Origin of the sequence: Desulfopila inferna, from assembly GCF_016919005.1 — a bacterium.
Lineage (GTDB): Bacteria > Desulfobacterota > Desulfobulbia > Desulfobulbales > Desulfocapsaceae > Desulfopila_A > Desulfopila_A inferna.
Map to the genome: position 1 here is coordinate 336,369 of NZ_JAFFQE010000005.1, position 25,981 is coordinate 362,349.

At 47.6% G+C, this 25,981-nt stretch carries 19 protein-coding genes; 10 read left to right on the top strand and 9 right to left on the bottom strand.

Translation table 11 applies throughout. From position 1 onward, the window contains the following. Positions 1-5 precede the first annotated feature (5 nt). The 6 genes from JWG88_RS14635 to JWG88_RS14660 all read right to left on the bottom strand — a co-directional run bounded on the left by JWG88_RS14635 (position 6) and on the right by JWG88_RS14660 (position 7,615). Positions 6-515 (bottom strand): DUF3124 domain-containing protein, encoded by a 510-nt coding sequence (locus JWG88_RS14635; RefSeq protein ID WP_205234555.1) that lies wholly within the window; start codon positions 513-515, stop codon positions 6-8. Between the two features lie 24 nt (positions 516-539). Next, positions 540-824, bottom strand: a complete 285-nt coding sequence (locus tag JWG88_RS14640) for a hypothetical protein (protein WP_205234524.1) — start codon at positions 822-824, stop codon at positions 540-542. Positions 825-1,029: 205 nt separating this feature from the next. Beyond that, positions 1,030-3,345 carry a hybrid sensor histidine kinase/response regulator gene (locus JWG88_RS14645; RefSeq protein WP_205234525.1) on the bottom strand — a complete coding sequence of 772 codons (2,316 nt, stop codon included), beginning with the start codon at positions 3,343-3,345 and terminating at the stop codon, positions 1,030-1,032. Between the two features lie 8 nt (positions 3,346-3,353). Then, entirely contained in the window at positions 3,354-4,130 is a 777-nt protein-coding gene (locus tag JWG88_RS14650) for a substrate-binding periplasmic protein (RefSeq protein WP_205234526.1), read from the bottom strand. Between the two features lie 311 nt (positions 4,131-4,441). Then, positions 4,442-5,461: a type I glyceraldehyde-3-phosphate dehydrogenase gene (locus JWG88_RS14655; RefSeq protein ID WP_205234527.1), complete on the bottom strand. Its 1,020-nt coding sequence runs from the start codon at positions 5,459-5,461 to the stop codon at positions 4,442-4,444. Between the two features lie 63 nt (positions 5,462-5,524). Continuing rightward, positions 5,525-7,615: an AAA family ATPase gene (locus JWG88_RS14660; RefSeq protein ID WP_205234528.1), complete on the bottom strand. Its 2,091-nt coding sequence runs from the start codon at positions 7,613-7,615 to the stop codon at positions 5,525-5,527. A 200-nt stretch (positions 7,616-7,815) separates the two neighbouring features. Here JWG88_RS14660 and JWG88_RS14665 point away from each other — a divergent pair, with 200 nt between their 5' ends. The 3 genes from JWG88_RS14665 (at position 7,816) to JWG88_RS14675 (ending at position 9,935) form a co-directional block, all read left to right on the top strand. Next, positions 7,816-8,538, top strand: a complete 723-nt coding sequence (locus JWG88_RS14665) for a sulfite exporter TauE/SafE family protein (protein WP_205234529.1) — start codon at positions 7,816-7,818, stop codon at positions 8,536-8,538. A 148-nt stretch (positions 8,539-8,686) separates the two neighbouring features. Beyond that, positions 8,687-9,379, top strand: a complete 693-nt coding sequence (aat, locus tag JWG88_RS14670) for a leucyl/phenylalanyl-tRNA--protein transferase (RefSeq protein ID WP_205234530.1) — start codon at positions 8,687-8,689, stop codon at positions 9,377-9,379. Further along, positions 9,363-9,935: a TSCPD domain-containing protein gene (locus tag JWG88_RS14675; RefSeq protein ID WP_205234531.1), complete on the top strand. Its 573-nt coding sequence runs from the start codon at positions 9,363-9,365 to the stop codon at positions 9,933-9,935. Before aat ends, JWG88_RS14675 begins: the two co-directional genes overlap by 17 nt. A gap of 128 nt (positions 9,936-10,063) precedes the next feature. Here JWG88_RS14675 and JWG88_RS14680 read toward each other — a convergent pair whose 3' ends face one another. Continuing rightward, positions 10,064-12,169 carry an HD domain-containing protein gene (locus JWG88_RS14680; RefSeq protein ID WP_205234532.1) on the bottom strand — a complete coding sequence of 702 codons (2,106 nt, stop codon included), beginning with the start codon at positions 12,167-12,169 and terminating at the stop codon, positions 10,064-10,066. 252 nt (positions 12,170-12,421) lie between these two features. Between JWG88_RS14680 and rnr the strand changes: the two genes are divergently transcribed. The 4 genes from rnr (at position 12,422) to JWG88_RS14700 (ending at position 19,489) form a co-directional block, all read left to right on the top strand. After that, positions 12,422-14,626: a ribonuclease R gene (rnr, locus tag JWG88_RS14685; RefSeq protein ID WP_205234533.1), complete on the top strand. Its 2,205-nt coding sequence runs from the start codon at positions 12,422-12,424 to the stop codon at positions 14,624-14,626. A 173-nt stretch (positions 14,627-14,799) separates the two neighbouring features. After that, a complete protein-coding gene (locus JWG88_RS14690; protein WP_205234534.1) occupies positions 14,800-15,324 on the top strand; it encodes a hypothetical protein in 525 nt (174 codons plus the stop codon). Between the two features lie 115 nt (positions 15,325-15,439). Continuing rightward, positions 15,440-16,180 (top strand): RNA methyltransferase, encoded by a 741-nt coding sequence (locus JWG88_RS14695; RefSeq protein WP_205234535.1) that lies wholly within the window; start codon positions 15,440-15,442, stop codon positions 16,178-16,180. Positions 16,181-16,201: 21 nt separating this feature from the next. Next, positions 16,202-19,489 carry an AfsR/SARP family transcriptional regulator gene (locus JWG88_RS14700; RefSeq protein ID WP_205234536.1) on the top strand — a complete coding sequence of 1,096 codons (3,288 nt, stop codon included), beginning with the start codon at positions 16,202-16,204 and terminating at the stop codon, positions 19,487-19,489. Between the two features lie 180 nt (positions 19,490-19,669). On the opposite strand, the gene JWG88_RS14705 is transcribed toward JWG88_RS14700, so the two are convergent. Next, on the bottom strand, positions 19,670-20,314 hold the full coding sequence (locus JWG88_RS14705; protein WP_205234537.1) for an endonuclease III domain-containing protein: 645 nt from the start codon (positions 20,312-20,314) through the stop codon (positions 19,670-19,672). Positions 20,315-20,324: 10 nt separating this feature from the next. Further along, complete coding sequence (locus tag JWG88_RS14710) at positions 20,325-21,410, bottom strand: 6-phosphofructokinase (RefSeq protein ID WP_205234538.1); 1,086 nt, start codon at positions 21,408-21,410, stop codon at positions 20,325-20,327. A 635-nt stretch (positions 21,411-22,045) separates the two neighbouring features. Here JWG88_RS14710 and JWG88_RS22085 point away from each other — a divergent pair. From JWG88_RS22085 to JWG88_RS14730, 3 genes are all read left to right on the top strand, one after another. Then, a complete protein-coding gene (locus JWG88_RS22085) occupies positions 22,046-22,387 on the top strand; it encodes an IscA/HesB family protein (RefSeq protein ID WP_337833131.1) in 342 nt (113 codons plus the stop codon). Between the two features lie 263 nt (positions 22,388-22,650). After that, a complete protein-coding gene (gene clpB, locus JWG88_RS14725; RefSeq protein ID WP_205234541.1) occupies positions 22,651-25,254 on the top strand; it encodes an ATP-dependent chaperone ClpB in 2,604 nt (867 codons plus the stop codon). Positions 25,255-25,383: 129 nt separating this feature from the next. Next, positions 25,384-25,665, top strand: coding sequence for a hypothetical protein (locus JWG88_RS14730; RefSeq protein ID WP_205234542.1), 282 nt, complete (start codon positions 25,384-25,386; stop codon positions 25,663-25,665). The last annotated feature ends 316 nt before the right edge of the window (positions 25,666-25,981 follow it).

Consider the following 25,981-nt stretch of genomic DNA (forward strand, 5'->3'; position numbering starts at 1 on the left):
GCCAGCTACTCGCTTACATCCGTCTCTAATATTTCCCTGGCGCGGGAAGTGAAGGAAATTCCCTGTTGAAACTGTGCCCCTATCATGATCGACTCAACAATGGGAGGATTAACAGGCCCATCGGAATGCCATTCAACAAGAAAATTAGCGCCCGACCCGCCTCTGTCGTCCTTTTCAGCTATGATATATCGCAGGGAATCCAGCGGCTTTAACACCACCGCTTCACCAATATACTGTTTTAACAGCTTTCCCTGAGTCTCATAATAATCTACCAACGTCAGCCTGATGGAATTTTTCGGGTCAATGTTTCTGATGCTCAGTGTCACTGTCAACAGAAAAGGTTTCTCTTTATTGCCGCTGTAGATGTGGGAATAGGCGGGTACATACAGAATCTGTCCCTTTGAAAGCCCGGAATTTTCTGCGCCATTGACAACAAGAGGGCATAGCCAGCAAATACCGAGGAGAAGACCTGCGATCTTATATGAAAATTTTTTGCCATATCTCTCTCCATTTATTTATGGGTACCGGACATTGAGCGACTACGAGCCCTCAATTTCGGCTTGGGTCTCCGATGTCTGCTCCAGAAATGCGGTTACTCCAGTGACAATATCAGCATCAAAAAGTATATATTGCAGTGGACGAAAAATACTCTGCAACAGATCCTCTTTGTCATCAAAAATCCAATTATTTTTCTCCAGTTTTCGTCGATCGCTGTCGTTTTTCATAATAGAAATTGCCAGCTCTCTTCCCCAAAAATGAATTATCGGATATCCAAAGTCGATGCCGCCATTTCCCTGCGGCGTATTCCATGAATAGTAACGCACAAATAAAAAGCTGCGCTAGGAGTGTGTCGGAGAATTGCAATTTTTCCTCAGATTAAGGCGTTTTTAGGAAATCAAGCACAGCCATATACTTAATATTGCGAGCATTGGAAGGCGCCATGGCTCAACATTATCGCTGAACACCTCTTTTTCCCTGAAGTTTTTAAGCAAAATATCATACCCAACATCCTACCCAATGATGTAGACATTAATAGATTTTTGGTTCGCCGGAAGAAAGTGTCTGGGTCAGCACTCTCGACAAAGAGTGTAGCTGATAGGGCTTGCTGACAATGTTGCAAAAACCAAATGATGAATAATTGTCCAAAATGGGATCACTTGAGTAGCCGCTGGAAACGATAACCTTAGCCTCAGAATCAATGGTAAGAACTTTTTTTACAGTCTCTTCTCCGCCCATACCTCCCGGAATGGTTAAATCCATGATAACCGCGTCGAAGCGCTCGTCTTCTTCGAGATGCTTACCGTACAAGTCAAGAGCTTCCCTTCCGTCTCGGGCCTCGACGGTTTTGAAACCCAGGTGGGCCAGCATCCGGCACACTACATTGCGGATCATCTCTTCATCATCCATGACCAGGATGAGTCCTCTGCCGTGACTCACAATCTCTTCCGGCACTGCAGCAGCCGTACTCTCTAAACTATCCAGCGCGGGTAAATAAATATCGAACGTGCTGCCGGTTCCAGGCGAGGAGTCAACCGTTATGGCCCCGCCGTGTTTGGAAATGATGGAATGAACGATTGCCAGGCCGAGTCCGCTGCCCTTATGGCTGTCCTTTTCCTTGGTGGAAAAATAGGGATCGAAGATCCGTCCCAGGATATCCTGCGGGATGCCGATACCGCTGTCCGTTACGGAGACCCTGACATACCGGCCACCTCTCAGGGCCAGATTTTCTCCAGGAGTGACATTGATATTAGCACAATTAATTGTGATGTAACCACCCTCGGGCATAGACTGATCGGCGTTGAGGACAAGATTCTGGATAACCTGATTGATTTGGGTCTTATCCATGTTGACCGGCCACAGCCCCCTGCTGAAATTGAAATTACATTTTACATTGCTTCCGGAGAGTACAAAAGACGCCGACTCCTCCAGGAGCTGCGGCAGTGGCTCAGCGGATTTTACCGGATCTCCACCGCTGGCAAAAGTAAGCAGCTTTACAGTGAGATCTTTCGCTCGGTTCGAGGCCTTCTGGGCGGAAACAAGGAGTTCATCCGCTCGGCTGTCTTTGCCGATAAAACGCCGGGCCAGTGAGATGTTGCCGATGATGGCGAGCAAGAGATTATTGAAATCATGGGCTATTCCACCGGCCAGAACACCAATGGACTCCAGTTTCTTCACTTTGAGCAGCTCTTCTTCCATCTTCAGACGTATGGAGACATCCTCCAAACTCCAGATAACGCCCTCGACTCCACCTTCAACAACTACGGTCCTTCCCCGCCAGTAGCACGTTATCAGCCTGCCATCCTTTGTTTGAAGCTCGGAATAAGACTGGCAGAAACCTTGCTTGCGGAGAATCGGATAATAGGTTTCGCCAAGAGTGAGAAATATTTCTCTGGAAGGATAGAGCCTTTCAGTGGTGCAGCCGATCAACTCTTCATGTCCGTACCCGGTGATACGTGTAATTTCAGGATTGACCCGTTGAATTCTGCGATCAAAGCCGACAAAGAGTATGCCCACCGGAGAGTTGTCGAGCAGGGCCTGCAGTTCCGCTCCGACCACTCGCAGATCCTGGTTCATTTTTTCCGCTTCAGTCTTAGCGAGGTAGAGATCAGCTGTACGTTCCATCACCTTTTGCTCCAAGGTGTCAAAACTGATTTTCAGCTGATTTGCCATAAAGTTGTAAGCTGCAGCAAGCCGGGCAAACTCATTATTGCCTTCAATCTCTATACTGCTCTCCAGATTTCCTCCGGCGATCTGCTTGGCATGGCTCTCAAGCCGCATCAGCGGTTCAAATACATAGCGTCTGGTTATAAGGACGGATGTCATTAGAATGGCAAAACACAACACCAGGACCAGCGCTAAAACGGTCAGGCCGGTGGCGAGCACCCCCCGTGTCATTTGAGCGCGTGAGATGGCCACTTCAAAAAGACCGACATTTTCGCCCATCCGTGTAACCGCCACGGATTTGACGGTGTATTTTTCTGAATCCCGGAACAAAGAAAAATCGAGGGCCTCATATTGCGGTTGAGCCTTGGCTGCCGCCAGAATATTATCGGTAATTATTCGTGCCGAAACAATGGCATCATTTACCAGGATAGCTTCAAGGATATCCTCCATTGAACCACGATCCATCTGCCAGACAGCAGTAGGCAGACTAGTTTCTGCAAGTTCCAGGGTATTGGCGAGCTGCCTGTTGAGATCTCTCTGGATTTTGTAATAATTATAGACTGCTCCTCCAAGCAAAAAGAAAAGCATAATTATAAGGACAACTACGGAAAGGGTGACACTGAAACGACGACTGAGGCTACTCCCCGTTGCCGATTGATGGTATTTTAAATATGAGTTCATTAAACGACCTATTGCCACTTCCTGCCAATTGCCTCAAGGCCACCCCGCTGCTCGACCAGTCGATGACCACGATCAAAATCATTGATTATCTCCAGGGTCTCAGGATTATTCTTCTTTCCCAGCAGATACTCCTCAACTATGTCGAAGTGTCCTAATTTTTTATACTTCTCCGTTACACCATGAGTTTCCAACACATAATCATAGTTTGTTTCATAGCCGACTACGGCATCCAGTCGTTTTTTCTCCAGAACCTGGAAACTCTGAAAAACAGTATCCATGAACTCCTTGTTGATCTTCTTGTTGCTCTCCCATTTTTTGCCATAGGCCCATCCCCTCACAGCGCCGACATTCAGACCATTAAGGGAGTCGAGGCCGCTCCACACTATTTTGGAATCCGCCGTCGCATAGACAACCATGTTGATACTGTCAACATACTCCTTTGAGTAACTGAAGTTTCTCTCCCGTTCTTCCGTTCTGTTGGCGGGGAAAACGGCATCAACCCTATCGCTTTTCAAGTAATGTATAGCCCTGGCCCATGGGAGAACGTACAACTCGATGGTATACCCGAGCTCATGAAAACTCTCACGAACGACATCCCAGCTATAGCCCTGAAGTTGTACTGAATCTTTTCCCGGCGGTACCATCTCCTTATTGAGCGGCAGGGAGTTTGGCTTATTGAAGCAGAAAGGAGGAAAATCAGTCAGGGTGGCCAGGGTCACCACTTTTTCCCGGGCAGAGAGGCTTACTGGGGAAAAGAGGAGCACAACCACTACCAGGGCTTTCATTGTGAATCTTGAGAGGCAGCAATTCATTGCAATGGATTATTATTCTGCAAGAGCAGATTCTTCCGGGATGATCCGACGACAGTGAAACAGGACCATCAATTTATACGTTGAATGGTTCAGAAAAGCAATATGCCCCGCATCTCTTTACCGTATTTTTGATAAATTCTTTAACATACAAAGAAGGAAAAGTGACGGTCCGCCCACGCAGACACTCCGATTGCCTTGCCCACCTGAGCCTTCTGCAACGCTGGGGACAGGGTATTTTACGAGTCCACCATGTTAACTTCCCAGCAATTTGACGGTAAGGGAGATTACTCTGGAGCCCGGCTAAGGGCCAGGGCAGTATCCAGCATACGGTTGGCATAGCCCCATTCATTATCAAACCAGGCAATAACGGTAACCAGAGAGGCGCCGCTCACCAGAGTCTGGGAGCCGTCAACCACGGCAGAGCACGGATTATGGTTAAAATCGCAGGAGACAAGCGGTAATTCGGTATAACCCAGAATACCATCAAGCCGCCCTTCGGCCTCCTGTCTGAGAATGTTATTTACAGCCTTAGCGGTCGTACCCTCTCTGACCTTTATGCTGAGCTGCATCAACGAGACATTCATGGTTGGAACTCTCAGGGAAACGGCCTCGAAGCGTTCGGCAAGATGAGGGAAAAGCCGTGCGATTCCCTGGGCCAGCCCTGTACTGACGGGGATGATGGAACTGCCGGAACTTCTGCTTTTGCGAAGATCCGGATTGTGATAAGCATCGATCACCGGCTGATCGTTCATCGAAGAGTGCACAATAGTAATGATGCCCTCCTCTATTCCCAGACGATTGTCCAGTAGATCTATAACGTGGGCAGAACAGTTGGTCGTGCATGAGGCATTTGAAATAATCCGATGCTCCTTTTTCAAGATTCGCTCGTTGAAACCGTAGACAATGGTAGCATCGACATCACGCGTTGCCGGGCAGGAAAAGATAACCTTGGCCGCGCCCTGGTCAATATGCTGTTGGGCGAAACATCTCTCCGAATAACTGCCGCTGCATTCGAGGACAATATCGACTCCCAGCTCACCCCAGTTGATCCGGCGTATATCGCGCTGGGAATAGACCATGATTTCATCGCCGTTGACGTAAATTACTCCATCACCACGATTGACTTCTCCGGTAAAGGTGCCGTGCGTAGAATCAAACCTGGTGAGATGAACAAGAGAGTCGATTTCCGACAGTTCATTAATACCGACAATCCTCACCTGGTCACGGTAGCCGGACTCATATAGAGCCCGGAGAACGCATCGGCCTATACGGCCGTAACCGTTTATTGCAACTCTAATAGTCATTATTTGTTATCTCGTAAAAATCATCGCGGTCGGCGGGATGGAGGCGTTTTGCCGCTGCAGCGGTTATTGCCCCGATACGGCTTTGGCAATGGCGCCCTCCACCGAAACCGCATAGGGATCATGTTTGTGTAGAAATACCGGTAGACTGTTTCTCGCCTGCCGTGCCGAATCCAAATCAGGATATTCTCCATAATATACATACACAGTCGAGGCGTTACCCTTGATAATAAAAATATTGTCGGCAATCTCGCGGTACTCTTGCTGTTCGAACCTTCCCTTTAAATTGTCCTCTGCATGTTCAGCAGTGAGCGCCATGAGCTGGACCGTATGGCTACCGCGGGCTTGACCACTAAGCCATTTCCCTCCTGCAGCTTCCCGCATCTCGAAGAGTCTGACGGCAGAGATGTTCTTTTCCGATGGGACTGCCTCTTTCTCCAGGTTTTCCGGGGCAACGGCAATCTTGATCTTGGCTGGAGCTATCTTCACTATTTCCTTTGCTCCTCCAATGTCCGCCCGCGGCGGAGGCAACCTTTTCTTCATTCCTGCAAACACTACCGGTTCGACCTCTCTCGCACCTTTTTCCTCTATCACCCCATCCATCATATTTTCCACCTTTACCGGAACCGGAGTCAACGCCGAAGCACTATCAGATACTTCTTCCCTGACAATGTCGGCTTGAGGTGAATTCTCCGGCCTTTCCGCTGCTGCCTCCGATTTTTCTTTAACCGCAAGCGCTTGCGCGGCTATCTTGGAGATCTCTTCGATTACCTCGGTTTTTTCGGCAGTGCCGATGGCAGGTTTTTCAATCCGCGGTGATATAACCGGATTAGCGGTGGCTGTTGCTGCTGCCTCAGGTTTGCCTTCTTGCACCATCTTTTCGGCTTTCGGTTTTGCAGGCTCTGCACGCTGATCCGCAGCGGCCACAGAGAGAATGTCTCCAGCCTTCTCTGGACGATTTCCTTCCTTTTGCTCTACCGGCAGCCGGATCTCTTTTGCAGGGAGCTGCCTTCTATTTTCTGTCTCCGTTGATATTACCGGTACAGCTGAATTATCCTTGACATCATCAGGCAATATCTTCGGGGCCGCATTCTTATCCACTGCGGCTAACTTGCGGCCGCTGCGCTTTTTTTCAGGTGCAGCTTCAGACTGCTCCGCTACCGCCTCCTGCACTTTCTCTTTCTCGGGAGCGGTATCCTCAAGCCTTTTTTCAATGACCACGTGAGGACTCTCTTGCTGTTCTCCTCCTCCGGCAAGAAGAAAAAATACAACCAGTACAAGCAAACCGCCACCGCCCAAACTCCATTGCCACCCAGGCAGCCGTGCCTTCGACCATAATTTTTTCCTTCTCTCCAGCTTGGCCTCTTCTTTGCTGCTGACGTTATCCAGGAGGACCATAAAAGAGGTCTCGGAATCAGCGGCATCCAGGGACTTGGCTGCCAGCATATTAGTCATCCGCAGATTACCCTGAGCCATGCTGAATATCTTTTTGGCGGCCTCCGGTGTAAAAATATTCTTACCACGGCCCGGTGATCGTTGTTTGGCGCAATGGTTCAGGTAGGCATAAGTTTCCGAAAGACCGAGGAGGTTCAAGCTGAAATGTTTTTCCTCAACATCCTGAAAATTGCAGATTTCAAGCTGCCCGAGATTTTCCAGCAGACTCTTGCGTCCCGCGAATATTATCTGCAGCAGAGTCGAGTTGACATTCATTCGATCAAGCATTTTGCGGATTCTCTCGATGGTTGCCAGATACATTCTCTCGGTCTGGTCAAAGACAACGACCAGACGACTGTCATTTTCTTCCAGGGTACGGGCAATTTCATCAACAAGAATTTTTGTCGTTTCCGGTTTGTCCGCACTTGGCGTACCGACCTTCAGCGCTAATACACGGACAACATCATCGAACGATTCCAAGGTATTAGGCAGGTAAACACACGTGATCTGCGCCTGCACCTCTTTCTCTACCATCCTGCAGATCATGGTCTTTCCGGTTCCCTCTTCTCCGGTCAGGGTAATTACCGGAATGCCGTCGGCAATGGATTTCTTAATTTCATCGAGAAGTTTTCGCCGCTGCGCTCCGGAAAAGAACACATTTACGCTCACCCGGTCCTGAAAGGGAGCAGGATCACCGGACGGGCTGTCTGTTTTTTTATCCATGATATGGTATATGTTGCTGATAAGATCAAAAAAAACGATAGATTGCACCCACAATAACAATAGTGTAGATTGACAAAAAGTGCATAATAGTACCAAGGTTCAAGCGAATCAACAATACGTTTTCCACAATCGATTTCCATAGCCTTTAATGTTAGCCCGGCTTTCCAACAGCACATGATTTTTGTTGATACAGGTTCACAATGACCGTGATATTTGCAATAGGCATGATCTTCTTCCTGGCTGCGTTCGTGCAGGGACTGACCGGATTTGGTTCGGCACTTATCGCCATGCCGCTGCTCTGCCTGGTGGTCGACATCAAATTCGCTATTCCGCTCTCTGTGCTCACCAGCCTTATTATTACCTCCCTGCTGACATTGAAGCTCAAATCTCATCTGGATATCAGGAAACTCCTGCCCCTGTGCCTGTCAACGCTTCCGGGAATAGCTGTCGGGGCCACACTGCTCAAACATGTCCAATCAGAGACAATGGCGCTGCTGCTCGGCATTCTGCTCATCTGCTACAGCTCCTATAATCTCTTTTTTACCCCGAAGCCGAGGGCGATCCACCACGGCTGGGGGTATCTCGCCGGATTCTGCTCCGGAGCAATAGGATCCGCCTTCAGTGCCGGAGGACCACCGGCCATTATTTACACCACCCTGACGGGCTGGAGTAAGGATTATATCAAAGCCACACTTACCGGATTTTTTCTCTTCAACTCCGCTATGGTAGCCATGGCTCATGGGATAAGCGGCCTGACCACCCAGTCTGTTTTCATATCCTTCCTCTATTCCTCTCCCTTCGTCTTTGCCGGCACACTCCTCGGTTCGTTCTGCTATCGTTTCCTTGCTGGAAAAATCTATTTGAAAACCGTCTATCTCTTCCTTATCGTCATGGGTATGATGATGATCGTATTGAAAAGCTGAAAAACAGCACAGCTCTATATAATGTGATCGTTTGAGGCCGACTCACCGCTCTCCTGAGTCTTGCAGGTTTTGGCATTGTGCGGTGGTCGAGATTATCGTATCGAGCGAAGCTGATTGACATAGATGAATGCCGGGAGTAGATTTCCACATGCCTGTTTTTCGATTGACTGATGATATTATTTTTCCAAGGCCAGGTTTGGCTGAAGAGAATGGATTGCTGGCGGTTGGCGGAGACTTGAGCCCGGCACGCCTCATAGCTGCATACAGGCTGGGAATCTTTCCCTGGTTTTCTGACGGAGATCCGATTCTATGGTGGTCGCCCTCACCCCGGTTTGTGATTTATCCGGAGAAGTTCCGGATTCAGAAAAGACTGGGAAGGTATATGAAAAAGCCCCTATACCGGGTTACCATGGATGAGGCCTTCGACCAGGTGATCGAGTCTTGTGCTTCCATTCGCAAGGAGCAAGGCGAAGAGACCTGGATAACAGCAGAAATGAAGAAAGCCTACCAGTTGCTGCACAAACTGGGATATGCACATTCCATTGAATGCTGGCAAGGTGAGATACTTGCCGGCGGCCTCTACGGTGTAGCCCTGGATCGTGTCTTTTTTGGTGAATCAATGTTTACCCGGCTGTCAAACGCTTCTAAAATTGCCCTGGCATCGCTCGTTATTTACCTGAAGAGACGGCAGTTCAGACTTATAGACTGTCAGATGATGACTGAGCATCTTCTGCGCTATGGCGCCTGCGAAATTTCAGGCAGAGAATTTAGAAAACATTTACAGGATTATATCCTCAAAACATATCCCGACGGAAAATGGAAATATGACACCAACAATTAATACCGAAAGATGCGATGGCTGCGGTGCAGATAAGCCTGTGCATGAAATTGCCGGCAATGAACTTTGCAACGAATGTCTTCTTATTGCAAAAACATTGCACCAGGACCCCAGCAAGCTGGCACGAATTGTCAAACTCACCGGGATCGATGTCGCTCCGGAAACCGTTTTCTCTGGCAATGACGGCAGCCGGTCGCCTCGATTCGACGGCTTGCCTGAAGTACTTGACGCGGTCCGTTTTCGTACCACCGATTGCGACAAAAACAAATGGTATGTATCGATCAGTGAAATTGATAATCAACCGGTGGAGATTTTTGCCTCCACCGCCTTTGACCGAGACCATCACCTGCAAACCCGGATATCCAATCTCACCACCATCACCAGGCTTATTTCACTCATTCTGCGACATGTCTTTTTAGGAGAAGTACTAACCCTTGAAAAAACCCTGAAACAGCTTCACAGAAGCTCACGTCAGCAGAACGACCTGCCGGATATGTTGACGAGAGTTCTCAGCAAATACTGCAAACAACCGCAGCAAACAGATACTGAAAAAGTTTAGTGATGGGCTCGTAAAAAGTTTGATATATAAGGCGCGGCAGACCTGGATTTCTCGAAGAGTTTATGCCCGTACCGGTGTTTTTTGCAACGCCATTTTAGCGACAGGTTCTTATCCAGTCAACTGCTGGATTAATAGTCAAATTCGAACTCAAACCGAATACCTGATTTTTCAAAATGTTTCAGGACATTGTTGAGAATGGCGAGATTTGGCACCTCAAAATTCAATTCCCAGGCCGGAGTTTTGGTGGGCTTGGAAGAGACAACTGAAAGCTCCGAGATGATCATCTCCACTGGAGCCACTCCGGTTATCATCATAATTCTCTGACGTTTTGCCTCAAGAATATGAATCGATTGCGGTTTCTTTATCGGGGTCTCCAGGGTTTTCCAGACAATATTGACGGCATCTTCCCGAAGGAATTTTATCTCTTCAAGACGCCTGCAGGTTTTCCTGTGGATGGAAAGGCGCTCGCGAGTTAATAGGGCGCAATTATTTTTCTCGGTGGGCAAGGGCTTACAGCAGGATGACAGCTTGATGGTGACGGGATCAAGAGTAGTGAGCTCAATGGTATTATATTCCTCGCCTTGAGGGACAACTTTAAGATTTTCAAGATGAAATTCATGTCTGAACCGGTTGATGATCTCCGGTAGACGCAGACGCCCATCACCAATATGTTCATACAGCTCATCCGCATCCTTCAACGAGAAGAAATTATAGATTTGCTGCATTTCAAAACTCTTAAGGAAATCAAGAGGGATTCCATATCGCTTCATTTCCTGGCTGAGGGTTGAATAACCGACATCCCTGGCAACCTGCCGCCTGCGTCCGCGAAAGCCTTTCGATAATTCAGCCCGGGTCCTGGGCACCTTGCAGAGATCGAGAATATCCGGATCAAATTGCAGTGGCTTTGCCGATCTGATGATACGCACCATGTCTCCGTCTTTGAGAATATGGCCGGCGCTTCTGCGGATATTACCGACCATGGCGCCCATGCAGGAGTGCCCTACATCGGTGTGTACCCGAAAGGCAAAATCGAGAACAGTGGAGTGCAGGGGCAAACAAATCAGATCTCCCTTTGGGGTATAGGTATATATCTCCTTTTTACCGCTTGCAGCAATGACATCACGATAAGAAACCGAGACATCTGAGCCGATAACATCAAAAAGCTCCTTTATTTCATGGATAAATCTTCCCTGTTTGCGATTCTTCGAGCTCCAGTTCCGGAAAAGCCCGCGCTGGGCGCGCCGGGCCATATCCTCGGTTCGTATCTTGAACAGATAGCGCTGCCCTTTGATTATGGCGCGGGCATGAAGGCCCTGATAACCGGTGGGCTTGGGGTTGGCGATAAAATCCCTGATTGTCCTGGGGATCGGCCGAAATGTCTGATTGACAACACCGAGTGCCTGATAGCAGGCGTGACTGTCATTCACGACTATCAAAATCTCATAAGGAAAGTCTATCTGCTGAAGAAGTATACGATTGTTATGATCGTAATAGGCCCACAGCTCCTTGACGCGCAGATCCACTTTTGTCTCTGGAAGTGTTTCCCGGGCCTTAAGCCGCAGAGTTTCGATAATTTCTTTAGGAGCCGCCGCCTGCTTCAGGTTGTTGATATGGACGTCTAATTTAACCCATTGTTTAGGAAACTTGTAGGTCAGGGCAAGATTGTACATCTCTCGCTTCATATTAAACAATCCGAAAACAGTGGCTAGCGGCGCATAAATATCCAGCGTCTCATCGGCGATTTTCTGCTGTTTTCTCTTGGGCATCGCTTTCAGTGTACGCAGATTGTGCAGCCTGTCTGCCAATTTTACCAGCATAACTTCGGGCCGCAGCGCTGCTCCGGAGAATATTTTTCGATGAACCCTTTTATAATGAGACTGTTTGTCTCCGGATGACTGGGTTACCTTGGTGCAGCCCTCGACGATGGCCTGGACATATTGTCCGAATTTTTGACCGACCACCTCTCCGGTTACCTCCTCAACATCCTCGACAGTGTCATGAAGGAGAGCAGCGGCAAGTATCTCCGGATGAAGAATATCCATTTCAGCGGCGAGAATATTGGCCACGGAACAAGGATGGAGGATATAGGCATCCCCAGACTTACGCCACTGATCGTCATGGGCCTCGGTGGCAAAGTTGAGGGCATCCCAGAACACTTGCTCATCAGGTCTGCCGCCGATTAAGCTGTGCATTTGTCTGCGATAGAGTTCCAGGTCAAAAGGGATATGCTGCATACACGTACTGCCTCGCTCAACTTCCAGAAGGTATCTAAATTTCAACTATATTGCTTTTTTTGCGTGTGCTCCTATGCTATGATAATAGAAACACTCCTTAAATGGGGCCACAAGAGAACATAACCTTTATGGAGAACCACTTCAACACTCACGGCTCCCGGCCTTCCATTTCAATGACATACTGTAAGTCCTGTCGCTGGTAATGCCCACACTCTAACAAAATTCCACTATCAGGGAAAATAAAAAACCTAAATGGCTAAAAAAAGAAAGTTTTCCAAAGACAAAAAGCAACATCAACCACGAACCACCAGGAAAAACAAACTCCAGGGATTCTTGCAGTCTCTTTCAACCTCCATTTTGTCTTTTGTCGCCATGAAAGGAGAACCTGTCAACCTTTCGGAAATTCAGGAAGCGTTATCTCAATATCTTCCGGCAAAAAAGGAAATCGAAGAGGCTGTTGCCGAGCTGGTTCGCAGGGAGGAACTGGTCTCTGCCGGAAAAAAACGCTTTCGCCTTAATAGCAAAGGACGTATCTTCACCGGAAAAATAGAAAAAAACCCCAGAGGATTTGGATTTGTCATTGATCTCCATCCTGCCGAGGCTGCTGATTACTACAAAAAGGACCCCTTTCTGACTGTGCGGAATATGGGGACCGCGAATCATGGCGATATCGTCCTTATACGCGTTAACAAAGTTCGCAGGGACGGCAGGCCTGAGGCGGAAATTCTCTCGCTTCTCGAACGCTCCTCAGAAAAACTCACTGGTTTTTTTAAAGCAGGCAATCCCCCCAGAGTTATCCCGGAAGATCCGCGCTATCCCTCGACCATTGCCATTGTCGATGCAATCGCTGACAACATAGAGGAAAACGACGTAGTTATCGTGCAGATCCTGCCTGAACCTTCTGAAAAAGGATTCGTGCAAGGCAAAATCTGCGAAGTTCTGGGTTCGGCGCAAAATATCGACGTGCAGATGCGCATGGTCATTGAAAAACACAACCTGCCGCATATTTTTCCCAAGCCGGTTGTGCAGGAGGCGGAGGCCCTGTCCTTCAATGCGGCTGAAATAGCCGATCGGCTCGATCTGCGGAAAATAGCACATGTTACCATCGACGGCGCAACAGCCAAGGATTTTGACGATGCCATTGCCGTTGAAAAAACGCGGGGCGGTTATCGACTTTATGTTTCCATTGCCGATGTTTCGCACTTCGTCAGACCTGATACTCCCCTGGATAAGGAAGCGTATCTACGGGGAACCTCCATCTACTTTCCCGGAAGAGTTATTCCCATGCTGCCGGAGAAGCTCTCCAATAACCTCTGCAGTCTTGTACCCGATGAAGACAGACTGAGCTTCTCCGCTATTCTAGACTTTAGCAGAGACGGCAAGCTCACCTCGAAGACGTTCGGCAAGTCGATAATGCGCAGCAAACATCGCTTCACCTACACCACAGTTAAAAACATTCTGATTGACAAAGATCCTCAGGTACGACGGCTCCATAAAGAATTTCTCAACCCCCTGAAATGGGCCGGAGAGCTGGCTCAATCCTTGCACAAGCGGCGCATGGACAGAGGTTCCATCGGCTTCAATATCCCAGAACCGGAGGTCTCACTCGAAGAAGACGGCAAGATCAGATCCATCAAAAGAAAAGAGCGAAACTTTGCTCATCTGATAATCGAAGAATTCATGCTGGCCGCCAATGAGGCAGTAGCTGAACTCTTTACCCAACGAAATATTGACTTTATCTATCGTATTCATGAAAAACCGTCTCCAGAGAAAGTCGAGGAATTCGCCTCCTTTGCCGCAACTCTGGGCATAGATCTGCCCAAAGTCAGCGCCGAACCGCGATGGTTTGGTCAGGTACTGGAAATTGTCAATGGCAGTCCTGGCGAGTATGTGGTCAACAATCTTTTGCTGCGCACCATGCAGCAGGCACGCTATGATCCTGACAACAAGGGGCATTTCGGACTGGCTGCCACCGACTACACCCATTTCACCTCTCCGATCAGAAGGTATCCTGACCTTATGGTTCACCGTTTCCTGGATGCTCTGCTGCAGAACAAGCCCATTAAAGATAGTGAAAAAGGGCCATCCCTCAAGGAGCAGGCCGAACACCTCTCCAGCCGTGAAAGAGCAGCGGTGACAGCTGAAAGAGACATCAACGACAGATTGAAGGTCTTTTTCATGGAGCAATACATAGGAGAGAACTTTAAAGCCGTGATATCCGGAGTCAGCGAGAATGTTCTCTTTGTTGAGCTTCTTGATCTGTTTGTAAGTGGCTCGATAGATATTTCAACACTTACCGATGACTATTATCTTTACGATATCAAGCGATACAGACTCATTGGAGAAATTAGCGGAAAGACCTATCAGCTTGGTGCTTCGCTCGATGTCACCCTCGTGGATGTCGATCATCGCCTCAGAAGAATCAACTTTGCTCCGGCTCGGGAGAATGGTAAATGAATCACACAGGGCATTGTGCGGGAAGAAACAGGGCTTTGCTTTTGCAGCTTGACTTGGTACAATATTTCGCATAAAGAGTTTTATTATTCTTTATTGAAAGAGTACCGAGAAAACCATATCCTGCAACAAAAGAGCGCACGCGGGTGAAAATATTCATATTGGAGGAGTAGCTGATGGAAGAAACCAACTGGCTGATGTCGATCGTCAATAACCCTTTTGCCAAAGGTCTGGCTTTGGGAATTATCTTATGTCTGGTTATATACATTCGTGGTTTTCTCCGCCGGAGGGAACTGACCAAGGAAGTAGACCGCCTGAGATCGCACCTTCACACCAAACTGGAGATCGATTCCGCGGAAAATGAGCGGAGGAAACATGAGCTCGAGCGGCTGAAGCAGGAAAGAGATAACCTGCAGATCACAGTTCAATCACTGAACCAGAAACCGGGACGCAAGGAAATCAGACAATATTATGTCTACCAGACCGCCCTTGACATTATGTTTGAAAAAGCACCCGGATTTGCACCTGCCTGGCAGATAACCATCAAGGAAGCAGAAGAACTGTTTGAGAAATCAGAAAGGGGCGTTGTCCCTCTTCTCAAAAGGCTGATGCCTTCTACTCCGGATAAACAGGCCGAGGAGTATGAAAAAATCAGCCGTATCTCAATAGAAGATGGTGTAAAGGCGAACCAATCCAGCTAGACCCTCACCTTTTATACTCACCAATTTACTCCCCCTCCCACCATCTGTTGGGGGGAGGGGAGTAGTCAATCAACAAGTCTCCCCTGTGCCCAGGTGCCAGATCCTAATAACGTCAATGCCGACAGAAAACTCCGTTCTTAATAATATAGCCATAATACTGGTTCAACCCAAGTTCCCGGAAAATATCGGGGCAGCGGCACGCAGTGCCTTCAATATGGGGCTTTCGCGGCTAATTATTGTTCGCGATCATCCTCCCGAATATGAAGCAATGGCCAAAATGGCTACACACAAAGCAGTCCATCTTATTGACTCGATGGAGCTGCACAGCAGTCTGGAAGCGGCAGTCGCGCCTTTCTCTTATATTGTCGGCACCACGGCACGACGCGGGCGGCAGCGTGGCTCCGAGCGCAGCCCACGACAAATTATCAACGGCATGGACGAGCTTCCTCCTAATAACCAGATAGCCTTTCTCTTTGGCCCGGAAAACTGCGGGCTTGCCAATGACGAGCTCAAATATTGTCATGACATCTCCGCCATTCCCACTGCAGATTTCTCTTCTCTAAATCTGGCTCAGGCTGTGGCCATTCACTGTTATGAGATCTACCATGGCTTAGTTCATGAGCGGAAAGACATTGAACCGGCTCCACAAATTGCCACCTCGTTCGAACTCGAAGGCATGTACCGGCATGTCGAGGAAGCTTTGATCCAGATTGACTTTCTCGAAGAAAAAAATCACACATACTGGATGAACAATATACGTCGGTTCCTTGGCAGGCTCCGCTTATCATCAAAAGAATCTAATATTATCAGAGGTATTTGCAGGCAGTTTTTGTGGCATCACGGTCAATCCCGATAAAATAAAAACAGAAGGTGTTCTATGAATGCAACATTGACACCGCTTCACTCTTCGATTCCTTCCAATAAGTTTTATCCGCCGCATATTGATGAAAATCAATCCCTTTTCCGCTCCAATCTTATCGAAAAGATCTTGCCCAAAAGGGGACGGGACAATAAGATAATTGCCATAGAAGCGCAGGCGGGCCAGGGCAAGACCACCTTGGCTTATCAGTACATTAACCATTACAAGCACAGCCACATCTGGTATCAGATCGGCAAAGAGGACGTCGACCCGGTCCTGCTGCTTTCCGGACTTCTTCACTGCCTCGGTATAGCCGTCGAGAATTTCTCTTCTCCGCGGCTGGAAGCCATCATCAACAAGGGAGAAATCGGGCCTCTGGATCTGCTGCGGTGCGCCAACATTCTGCTTAACGATGTCGACAGGTATCTGCGCGGCAACCTCTATATTGTCTTTGATGACCTGCATCTTATCAATAATGCTGATCTGACCAATCAACTGCTGGCACATCTACTCGATACTTCCCCGCCGAAACTTCATTTTGTACTGACCAGCAGGCATCCCTTTGAACTCAAATCAAAAACCATCAGAAACCGCAACGCCGTTGCCTACCTGGGAACCGATGATCTGGCCCTTACCAGCTCAGAGATCGAGATGCTCTTTAACGATGTGTTCAAAAGAAGCATCAGCATCGCCGATGCTCGAAAGATAGAAGACGTGACGAGCGGCTGGGTCATGGGCATTGTCCTCGCGGCGCATCCCATGTCCGGCCGCAGATCCATAGAAAAGGCCTCGGCTACAAATTTTAAACTAACCGGGGCTCCAACACAGAAGGATATGCTTGAGTATTTTCAGGATGAAATTTTCTCTCATATCCCGAAGGAGCTTCACCTCCCCTTTCTCAAACTTTCTTTTCTCGATGAAATTCATACAGATCTTGCCGGACGTATCACGGCTATTGCCGGTATCTCCCTGATTCTGCGGAACCTGAGCCAGGAAAACCTTTTCATCTATAATCTCGATAGTGACTATATCACTTTTCGTTTCCATCATCTTTTTCAGGAATTTCTCCAGGCACGTGCAGCAAAGAGATTAAGTGAGCAGGATATTCGGGATATTTACACCGAATCGGCTCTCTATTTTCTCGAAAGAGACAAGATTGATAAAGCGCTTTCCTGTTATCAGCAGGGAGGCAACTATCAGATGATGGATCGGCTACTTCATCGCTATGGCGTGGATTTTTTAGCACAGAACAGAACCTTGATGATTCTCACCATGCTCAAATCGATCCCGGAAGAAACGCTTCTGCAATACAGCTGGCTCACTCTTTTTTCAGGGATACTGCAGAGCGACTTTCAGCCACAGAAAACTCTGCCACACCTGGAAGCGGCTCGACAGCTCTTCGTACGCTCGGGGGAGGAAGTCGGTGAACTGCTGGCAATTGCAACAATCCTCTATTATCATTTTGTGGTTTCGGGAAATTATCACACCGGTGCTTCATTGCTGCCGCGAACGGAAGAACTACTGAACAGGCATCGCAAAAATCTTTCCAGCCATATTACTGTCCTGGCCATGAGGAATCTCTCTGCAGGTTTCTGTTTTTTTTCCGCCGATATGGAAAAGGCTAGACACTATATCGAAAAGGCACGACAGATTGCCACTGATGATTCTATTCATAATTTCATGGCATCCACAGTATTCATCAAAGCATATATCGAATTGCTCAGCGGGAACCGCAAAGGATTTCGCTGTGAAGTTGAAGCTTCCCATTCCCTGATGAACGATCCGTTGGTTGGTATATCCAACAAACTCAGCTTACGCGTGCTTCACATCTGCAATCTCAGTATGTTTGGCGATATACCCAACTACTTCCACCAGCAGCAGCTGATACAGAAAAGCATTGACGAAAAGCTAGTAAAACAAACCGTAGCAGGACCTTACTTTTTTATTTGGGGATGCAGCTGTTTTCTCTCGATGGGAGAAAGCGCCAAAGCCCTCGATCTGATCAATAGAGGGGTGAATGTATCCTCGACAGCCAAGTCGGAGCACATGCTTAGCCAATTACTGCAGTGGCAGGCATATATTCTGGCAATTCACGGCAACTCCAAAAGCGCTGCAGTAAAAATCGAAGAATCCTCCCGGCTCAGGGAAAATGCCGGTGGTCCTTTTTATCTGGCATTCCACTCCATTATGGCTGGCGCCGTTTTCGCTAAACTCCGGAAGAAAAAACAGGCAAAAGAGGCTTTTGCGAAAGCACAGGAACTCGCTGAATCGATCCCTTCTCCTTATCTTCTGTCATGTTGTCTGATGCAAAGAAGCTCCTTCCAGCTCAGATCATATGGGGAAAAATCAGCTCTTCAGTACCTGGAGCAGGCATTGACCATAATGGCTGAAAATGGGTATGACCATTTCTGGAGCTGGGAGCCCGAACCAATGCTCGAACTGCTCAGACTGGCAGTGGTTAATGACCTGCATAGAGTATTCAGCCAGCAACTGGCCCGCCAGCGTTTGAAGGTTAACCTAACCGATGATGGCACAGTAATTCCCCTACTCCACTTTACTATCCTCAACGGCTTTTTCCTGAAAATCGGTAACACCACCTATCTTACTGTTGAGCATTTCACCCCACTGCAAAGAGAACTGCTGAGCTTGATGCTTTTTTCCAGAGACAAAAAAATCTGTCAGGAAAAAGTACAGTTGCTTCTTTGGCCTGACAGCAGCCCTGAAAAATCAAGAAAAAAGCTGGACACGCTGCTTGGCCGCCTGCGCAATACTTTTACAAAATCCCTTCCAGCAGGAGACATCAAGAATTATATAGTCCTCAACAAGGGCATTTTGAGCCTGGAAAACACCACCACCGATACCGAAGAGTTCCTGGATTTTTGCAGAGCCGGTTTTAATCATGCAGACAGGGAAGAATTCTGGCAGGCGGGCAATCGATTCTATAATGCCCTGACTCTATGGAAGGGGAATCTGCCTTCGGATACTTTCAGAAACGACTCGACCTTTTCCTTCGAGGATCTTCTTATTGCGACCCATGAAAAAATGTCGCTGCGCTGGAGCGAAATTCTCATAGATGCAGAGAGACATGCAGAGGCAATTCCGGTACTCTCCGCAATGTTGCAAACCAATAGCCTTTCAGAAAAAGGAGTATGGCTGCTTTGCAGAATATACCAGACCACCTCTCAGCCGCTCAAACTCAGAGAAACCCTGGAGAAGTACACAAGGGCTCTTCGGGCCGAGGAATACCATGAAGATGAAATTGCAGAGATGATAGAGGAGATAACACTGACGCTCAGACAAGAATAAATACCTAAACCGCCGTACAAATACAAATCACCTTCTTTCCCTTAGGCAGGTCGTCCGTAATACAAGAGTGAAAAACGCAGGGGCCTGCCATGAGTTGTGATCCCGAAATAGTGCAATCCTGTCTAGATTTTCATCAGTCCATAAAAAGTGGCAACTTTTTTATGACACCATCAGTTTTCACTACATGCCCTGAAGCGGGCAATCACTACAGAGAGGGTTGGTTTTCTTACAATATTCCTTTGCGACTCTGACGATAAGAGCATGATACTCATTAAAAAGTTGTGCATCTTCCGGAAGATTATCCATAAATCTTTCCTGGATATCCCCGTAAGTGCATTCTTCCTCCAGCAGGTTATGTCTGGAGAAAACCCGGTGAGTATAAGTATCCACGACAAAAATAGGATGACCGCAGGCATACAGCAGAATTGAATCGGCGGTTTCTTCTCCAATGCCGTTAACCTGCAGTAATTTCTCCCGGCAACTGCAAAGTTCTTCCTCCAGCAAACGCTGAAGACTGCCCTCAAACTCCTGACAAAGCATGTTCAGCAGATTTCGCAACCGCTTGGCTTTAAGATTGTAATATCCAGCGGAACGGATGCAGCCGGCAAGCTCTTCATTACTACTGCCACTCAAAGATTCTATGGTCATAAGGTTCACGGCCTTAAGACAGGTTATAGCCTTGGCGACATTTTTCCAGCTGGTATTTTGAGTAAGAATTGCTCCGACCACCATTTCAAGGGGGGATTCGGCAGGCCACCAATTCTGTGGGCCATAGTGATTATAAAGAGTCGTATAAATTTCAAGGAAAATATTTTGTTGAGCCATACCTGATTTATTAATCGCCAAGACAGATGCCGATATTCCTTGCTGTAAGAATTTTATCACTGTCGAGGTTGACTTTTTTGCGCGCCCTTATAGCATCGGCAATCGGAACAGCCCCCATTTTTGAATCTACCAGGGCAACCATATGCCCAAAAATTCCCTGCTCCACGAGACGCACAGCTGCGGTACCAAAGCGCAGAGCTAGCAGACGGTCGAAAGTTGTAGGCGACCCGCCCCTCTGCAAATGTCCCAGGACCAGGGAGCGTGTATCTTTCTCGGTGTCATGCCGAATTTGCTGAGCTACCCACTCTCCAACCCCGCCTAAAATCACCTCTTCACGACCGAGTTCCCCGGCACCTTTATTAAAGACTTTGCCGCCTTTCTCAATGGCACCCTCGGCTACCACCACTATGGAATAATGTTTATCCCGCAGCTCATTATCCGATATTTTGGCATTGACCTTCTCCATATCGAAGGGAATTTCAGGAATAAGAATAACATCCGCTCCCCCTGATATTCCCGAATAAAGCGCTATCCACCCCGAGTCGCGTCCCATTACTTCAACAACCATCACCCTGTCATGGGATTTTGCCGTGGAATGCAGCTTATCCAGTGCATCAGTAGCTGTGGAGACAGCGGTATCAAAACCGAATGTCCTGTCGGTGGCTTCCAGATCGTTGTCTATGGTTTTAGGAACTCCGATGACGGGCATACCTTTTTCGGCGAACTTCTGGGCCAGTTGCAGACTGCCGTCACCGCCTATAGCTATATGACAGTCAAATCCCATTCTATTAAAATTTTTCAGTATCTTATCGGAAACATCGACGATCTGAACTTCACCTGCCAGGTTCAAAACCGGCCTGGCAAAAGGGTTGCCTTTATTAGTAGATCCTAAAATTGTGCCGCCGGTGGAATATATTCCTTCGACGTCTTTGGGTCTCAACTGAATCATGTCGTCAAGATCGAGAAAGCCGGAGTAACCGCTTTTGCTGCCATAAACCTCCCATCCCCTCCGATAACAGGCGTGCACTACAGCATAGATCACAGCATTGAGACCGGGAGCATCGCCTCCCCCTGTTGAAATAACCACCTTCTTCATTTTTGTCCTCGCCGATAATTTCTGCAATGGTTTAAATACCTGGCTGAGCTGGACAAGAACCTTTAGATAGCTCGTCCATAACGGCACTTTCGGAATATACTTACCTGCCCTACTTCCGGAGTCTCTTGCTTTGTGTAACAGTTGCTCTTAAGATTTAATCCTCGGAGGTAAGAGCACACTTCGATATCAATTATATGCCTGCGGTTAAATTTATCAAGCGTCTTGATTTTTGAACAGATAGCGCAGTCTTCGAAATTGTTCATTCCTGGACAGACACGCGTTTGTTTCCCTGTAAAAAAATAAGAAACAAATTGTAAGGTATTAAATAGTATCATCATGATTCAAACTCAAGCAATAAAAAATTATTCCCAGTTTCGCCGTGATCAAGCAATTTAATAATTAAATTATTATCTATCACTCCAGCACTTCACCAACAAGCACATGTAGCTGTTTTCATTTTACTAAATCGAGAAATCATGCTTTATACCGAAATCGCTTTTATTGTATTTCAGTCGAGGATTGATTGACTTATTCTGCAGCGCACATTATGTTTTTGCCTACGGAAAGTTGATATTTGCTTTCGGAGCATATATTACAGACACAAAGCAAACGTTAATAATAACAAGGAGAATTTAATGTCTGAGTTTACCGTCACAGACTTGGCTGTGGATAAATTAAAAGAGTATCTGGCGCAGAACAATATTGATTCTGCACTAAGAGTCGCCTTGATGCAGGGTGGCTGAGCCGGGCCCTCTCTGGGCTTGGCTCTGGATGAGCCAAAAGACAACGACAAAGTATATGACAACGACGATCTGAAATTTCTGGTTGAAGAAAGCCTGCTTGAAACCTGCGGTTCAATTAAGGTTGAATATGTAGAGGCCGGTCCCCGATCCGGATTTGGTATAACTTCTACGAATCCAATCGGAGGCGGTGGTGGTTGCAGCAGCGGTTCCTGCGACAGCGGCAGCTGCGGTTAATTCTTGCCAGACAGCTGAGGAATCACTCTCTCCAGGATTGATTCCTCAGCCCTCTTAGACGAATCCTTCTGCCCTACCAGACCTGTTTTTTCCTAATTTGTCCCCCACGACAATCTCATAAACTAATCCATCATCCAAAGATATTTTTGAACTTTCATTGTGTCATTGTTGACGCACTCGTATCGCATCATTACTTTCTACCCGAATCATTGTGTGCAGAAGTTTATTACTTATTGTTGAAGTAATGCATAGAGGAGAAAAAGATGCAATTCGACAAATTTACCTTGAAATCGCAGGAAGCAGTCCAAGGTTCCCAGAGGATCGCGCAGGAGAAAGGCCACCAGCAGATACAGCAGGCCCACCTTCTCAAGGCGATTCTCAGTCAACCGGACGGTGTAGTATTTCCCGTTTTGCAGAAAATGGGCATTACCCCCGCTGTTATTCTCCAGGAAACCGACAAGCTCCTGGATCAGATTCCCAAGGTTTCCGGAACCGGTGCCGGACAGGTTTATGCCTCGGCAGAGCTGCAGAAGAGTCTCGATACAGCCCTGTCAATAGCCTCGAGAATGCAGGACGACTACATTTCTCAGGAACATCTGTTCATGGCTATCATCAATGATGGCTCTTCCGCATGCTCCAGAATGCTCAGGCAACAAGGAATCAGCGAAAAGGATTTCCTCAATGCTCTCACCACCATTAGGGGCAACCAGCGGGTCACCGACCAGAGTCCGGAAGAGAAATACCAGGCTTTGGAAAAATATGGTCGTAACCTTACCGATATTGCCCGTAAAGCCAAACTCGATCCGGTTATTGGGAGAGATGAAGAAATTCGTCGAATCATTCAGGTTCTCTCACGAAGGACCAAAAACAACCCCATCCTCATCGGCGAACCCGGGGTAGGCAAGACCGCCATTGTCGAAGGACTGGCCCAGAGGATTGTCAACGGAGATATACCGGCAACCCTTAAAAACAAACAGGTTGTGGCTCTCGACCTGGGCGCGCTTGTAGCCGGTGCCAAGTATCGCGGGGAATTTGAAGATCGGCTCAAGGCTGTTCTCAAAGAGGTTGAAAAGCGGGCTGGAGAAATCATTCTCTTCATAGACGAGATGCATACTCTGGTTGGCGCCGGGGCCGCGGAAGGCTCCATGGATGCCTCAAACATGCTCAAACCGGCACTGGCACGTGGAGAACTCCACTGCGTTGGTGCAACGACCATAGATGAGTACCGAAAATACATAGAGAAGGACGCCGCCCTTGAGCGGCGCTTTCAGCCGGTGCTTGTCCAGGAACCCAGCGAAGAGGACACCATTGCCATCCTACGCGGCATCAAGGAAAAATATGAGGTCCATCATGGCGTCCGTATTCAGGATGCGGCAACAGTTGCCGCAGTGACCCTCTCCAACAGATATATAAGTGATCGCTTCCTACCCGATAAGGCCATAGACCTTATAGATGAAGCCGCCTCCTCGCTGCGAATAGAAATAGATTCCATGCCGACGGAAATTGACGAACTTGAGAGACAGCGCATCAAACTTGAAATTGAGCGCGAAGCACTAAAAAAAGAAAAGGATGAGGCATCTAAAAATCGACTTGAAGAGCTTAAAAGAAAATTGGCCGATCTTGGTGACTCGCTTAATGCAATGAAAGGCCAGTGGACTCTCGAAAAAGAAGCAATTCAGAAAATCCGTAAGATAAAGGAAGATATAGACGAAGCCACCAAGGAAGAGCAGCAGGCGGAACGAAATGGCAACTACAGCAAAGTCGCCGAGATACGATATGGCAAAATTGTTCAGCTGCGCAAGCAGCTGGAAGAGGAAAACGACAACCTGCAGAAGGCACAACAGGATCATCTCATGCTGAAAGAGGAGGTTGGAGCGGAAGACATAGCCTCAATCGTGGCAAAATGGACCGGTATACCCGTCGACAAACTCCTCCAGGGTGAAAAAGAAAAACTCGTGCAGGCGGAAAGTTTTCTCCGCAAGAGGGTTATCGGCCAGGAAGACGCCATCGTCGCGGTCGCCAATGCGGTGCGACGCTCAAGAGCCGGGCTGCAGGATCCGAACAGGCCATTAGGTTCTTTTATCTTTTTGGGTCCGACCGGTGTCGGCAAAACCGAACTTGCCAGATCACTGGCCGAATTTCTTTTTGACAGCGAACAGGCCATGGTCAGGGTGGATATGTCGGAATTTATGGAAAAACATTCGGTTTCCAGGCTTATCGGCGCCCCTCCCGGCTACGTTGGATATGATGAAGGCGGCTACCTGACCGAGGCGGTACGGCGCCGGCCTTACTGCGTAATTCTGCTTGATGAAATTGAAAAAGCTCATCCCGATGTATTCAACGTTCTTCTGCAGGTCCTGGATGACGGCAGGATGACGGACGGCAAAGGCAGAACCGTTGATTTCAAAAACACCATCATGATTATGACATCCAACCTTGGCAGTAGCCTGATCATGAAAATGGCAGGAGAAAAGGCCGGCGAATCCGAAATACGGCAGCGGATAGAAGAAATTCTCCACGAGCAATTCAAGCCTGAGTTCCTCAATCGGATAGATGAGACCATCATATTCAAGAGCCTTACTAAAGAAAACCTGATCGGCATTCTCGATATTCAACTCAATTTTCTCAACAGGAGACTCAAGGCAAGGAATATCACCCTGCATATACGCCAGAGCGCCAAACAGCTGATAATCGATTTAGGATATGATCCAAACTTCGGTGCACGTCCATTGAAACGGGCGATTCAGCGCTATATAGAAGATCCGCTTGCCATGCACATCCTCGATGGAACCTTCAACGAGAATGATCATATTCTTGTTGAAGCGGAAGGGAGTCAGATGAAGTTTACCAAACATGACAAATCCTGAATGACTTCAGTTAATCGCTAATCTTCTTTACCTTTTTCCTTGAATATGTTTGCATAACGCCAAATCAGGCAGAGGAGAGTATTCTTCTCTGCCTTTAAATTTATAAAAGACTAACACGGATACGACTTAATGAGCAAAACAGTTGATGACATCACCATAAATTACGAAGAAGAAGGCCTACTGCTGGTCAAGGAAATCGATAAAAAAATCCTCTCTAAAGGCGCCTGGACTACTATCATTTTCCAATATCAGAATTGGAATCGTGCCAAGGGTGAATACGGCAAGGATATGTTTACCATCCGCCGATACCAGAAGCGGGATGGTGAATATATTCCCAAATCAAAATTCAACATCTCGAGCGTCGAACAAGCCAAGAAAATCATTGAAGCTCTACAGGAATGGGTTGCCTAAAAGGAGATCTCCCCTTCGGTATCTTGTATTTTCAAAAACCACGAGCTGCCTAATATCGAATATTCAGATACATAATTAAGATATTGGAATCACCGGCACACCTATCTCCTACAATTACACCTTTTCTTCAAAAAAGGCGTTGACAGTCTGAGGGCGATAATGTAGGTTTGCTCGGTCCTTGGGGCGCGGGTGATCGGCAACGATTTGAGCGCAACGGAGGCAGAAATAAACGAGAAATAAATCTTGACAGAGTTTTTAAAATTGATTAGATTGACCATCTCGTCGCGACATCAGTCGCAACCCACGAAACATCTTT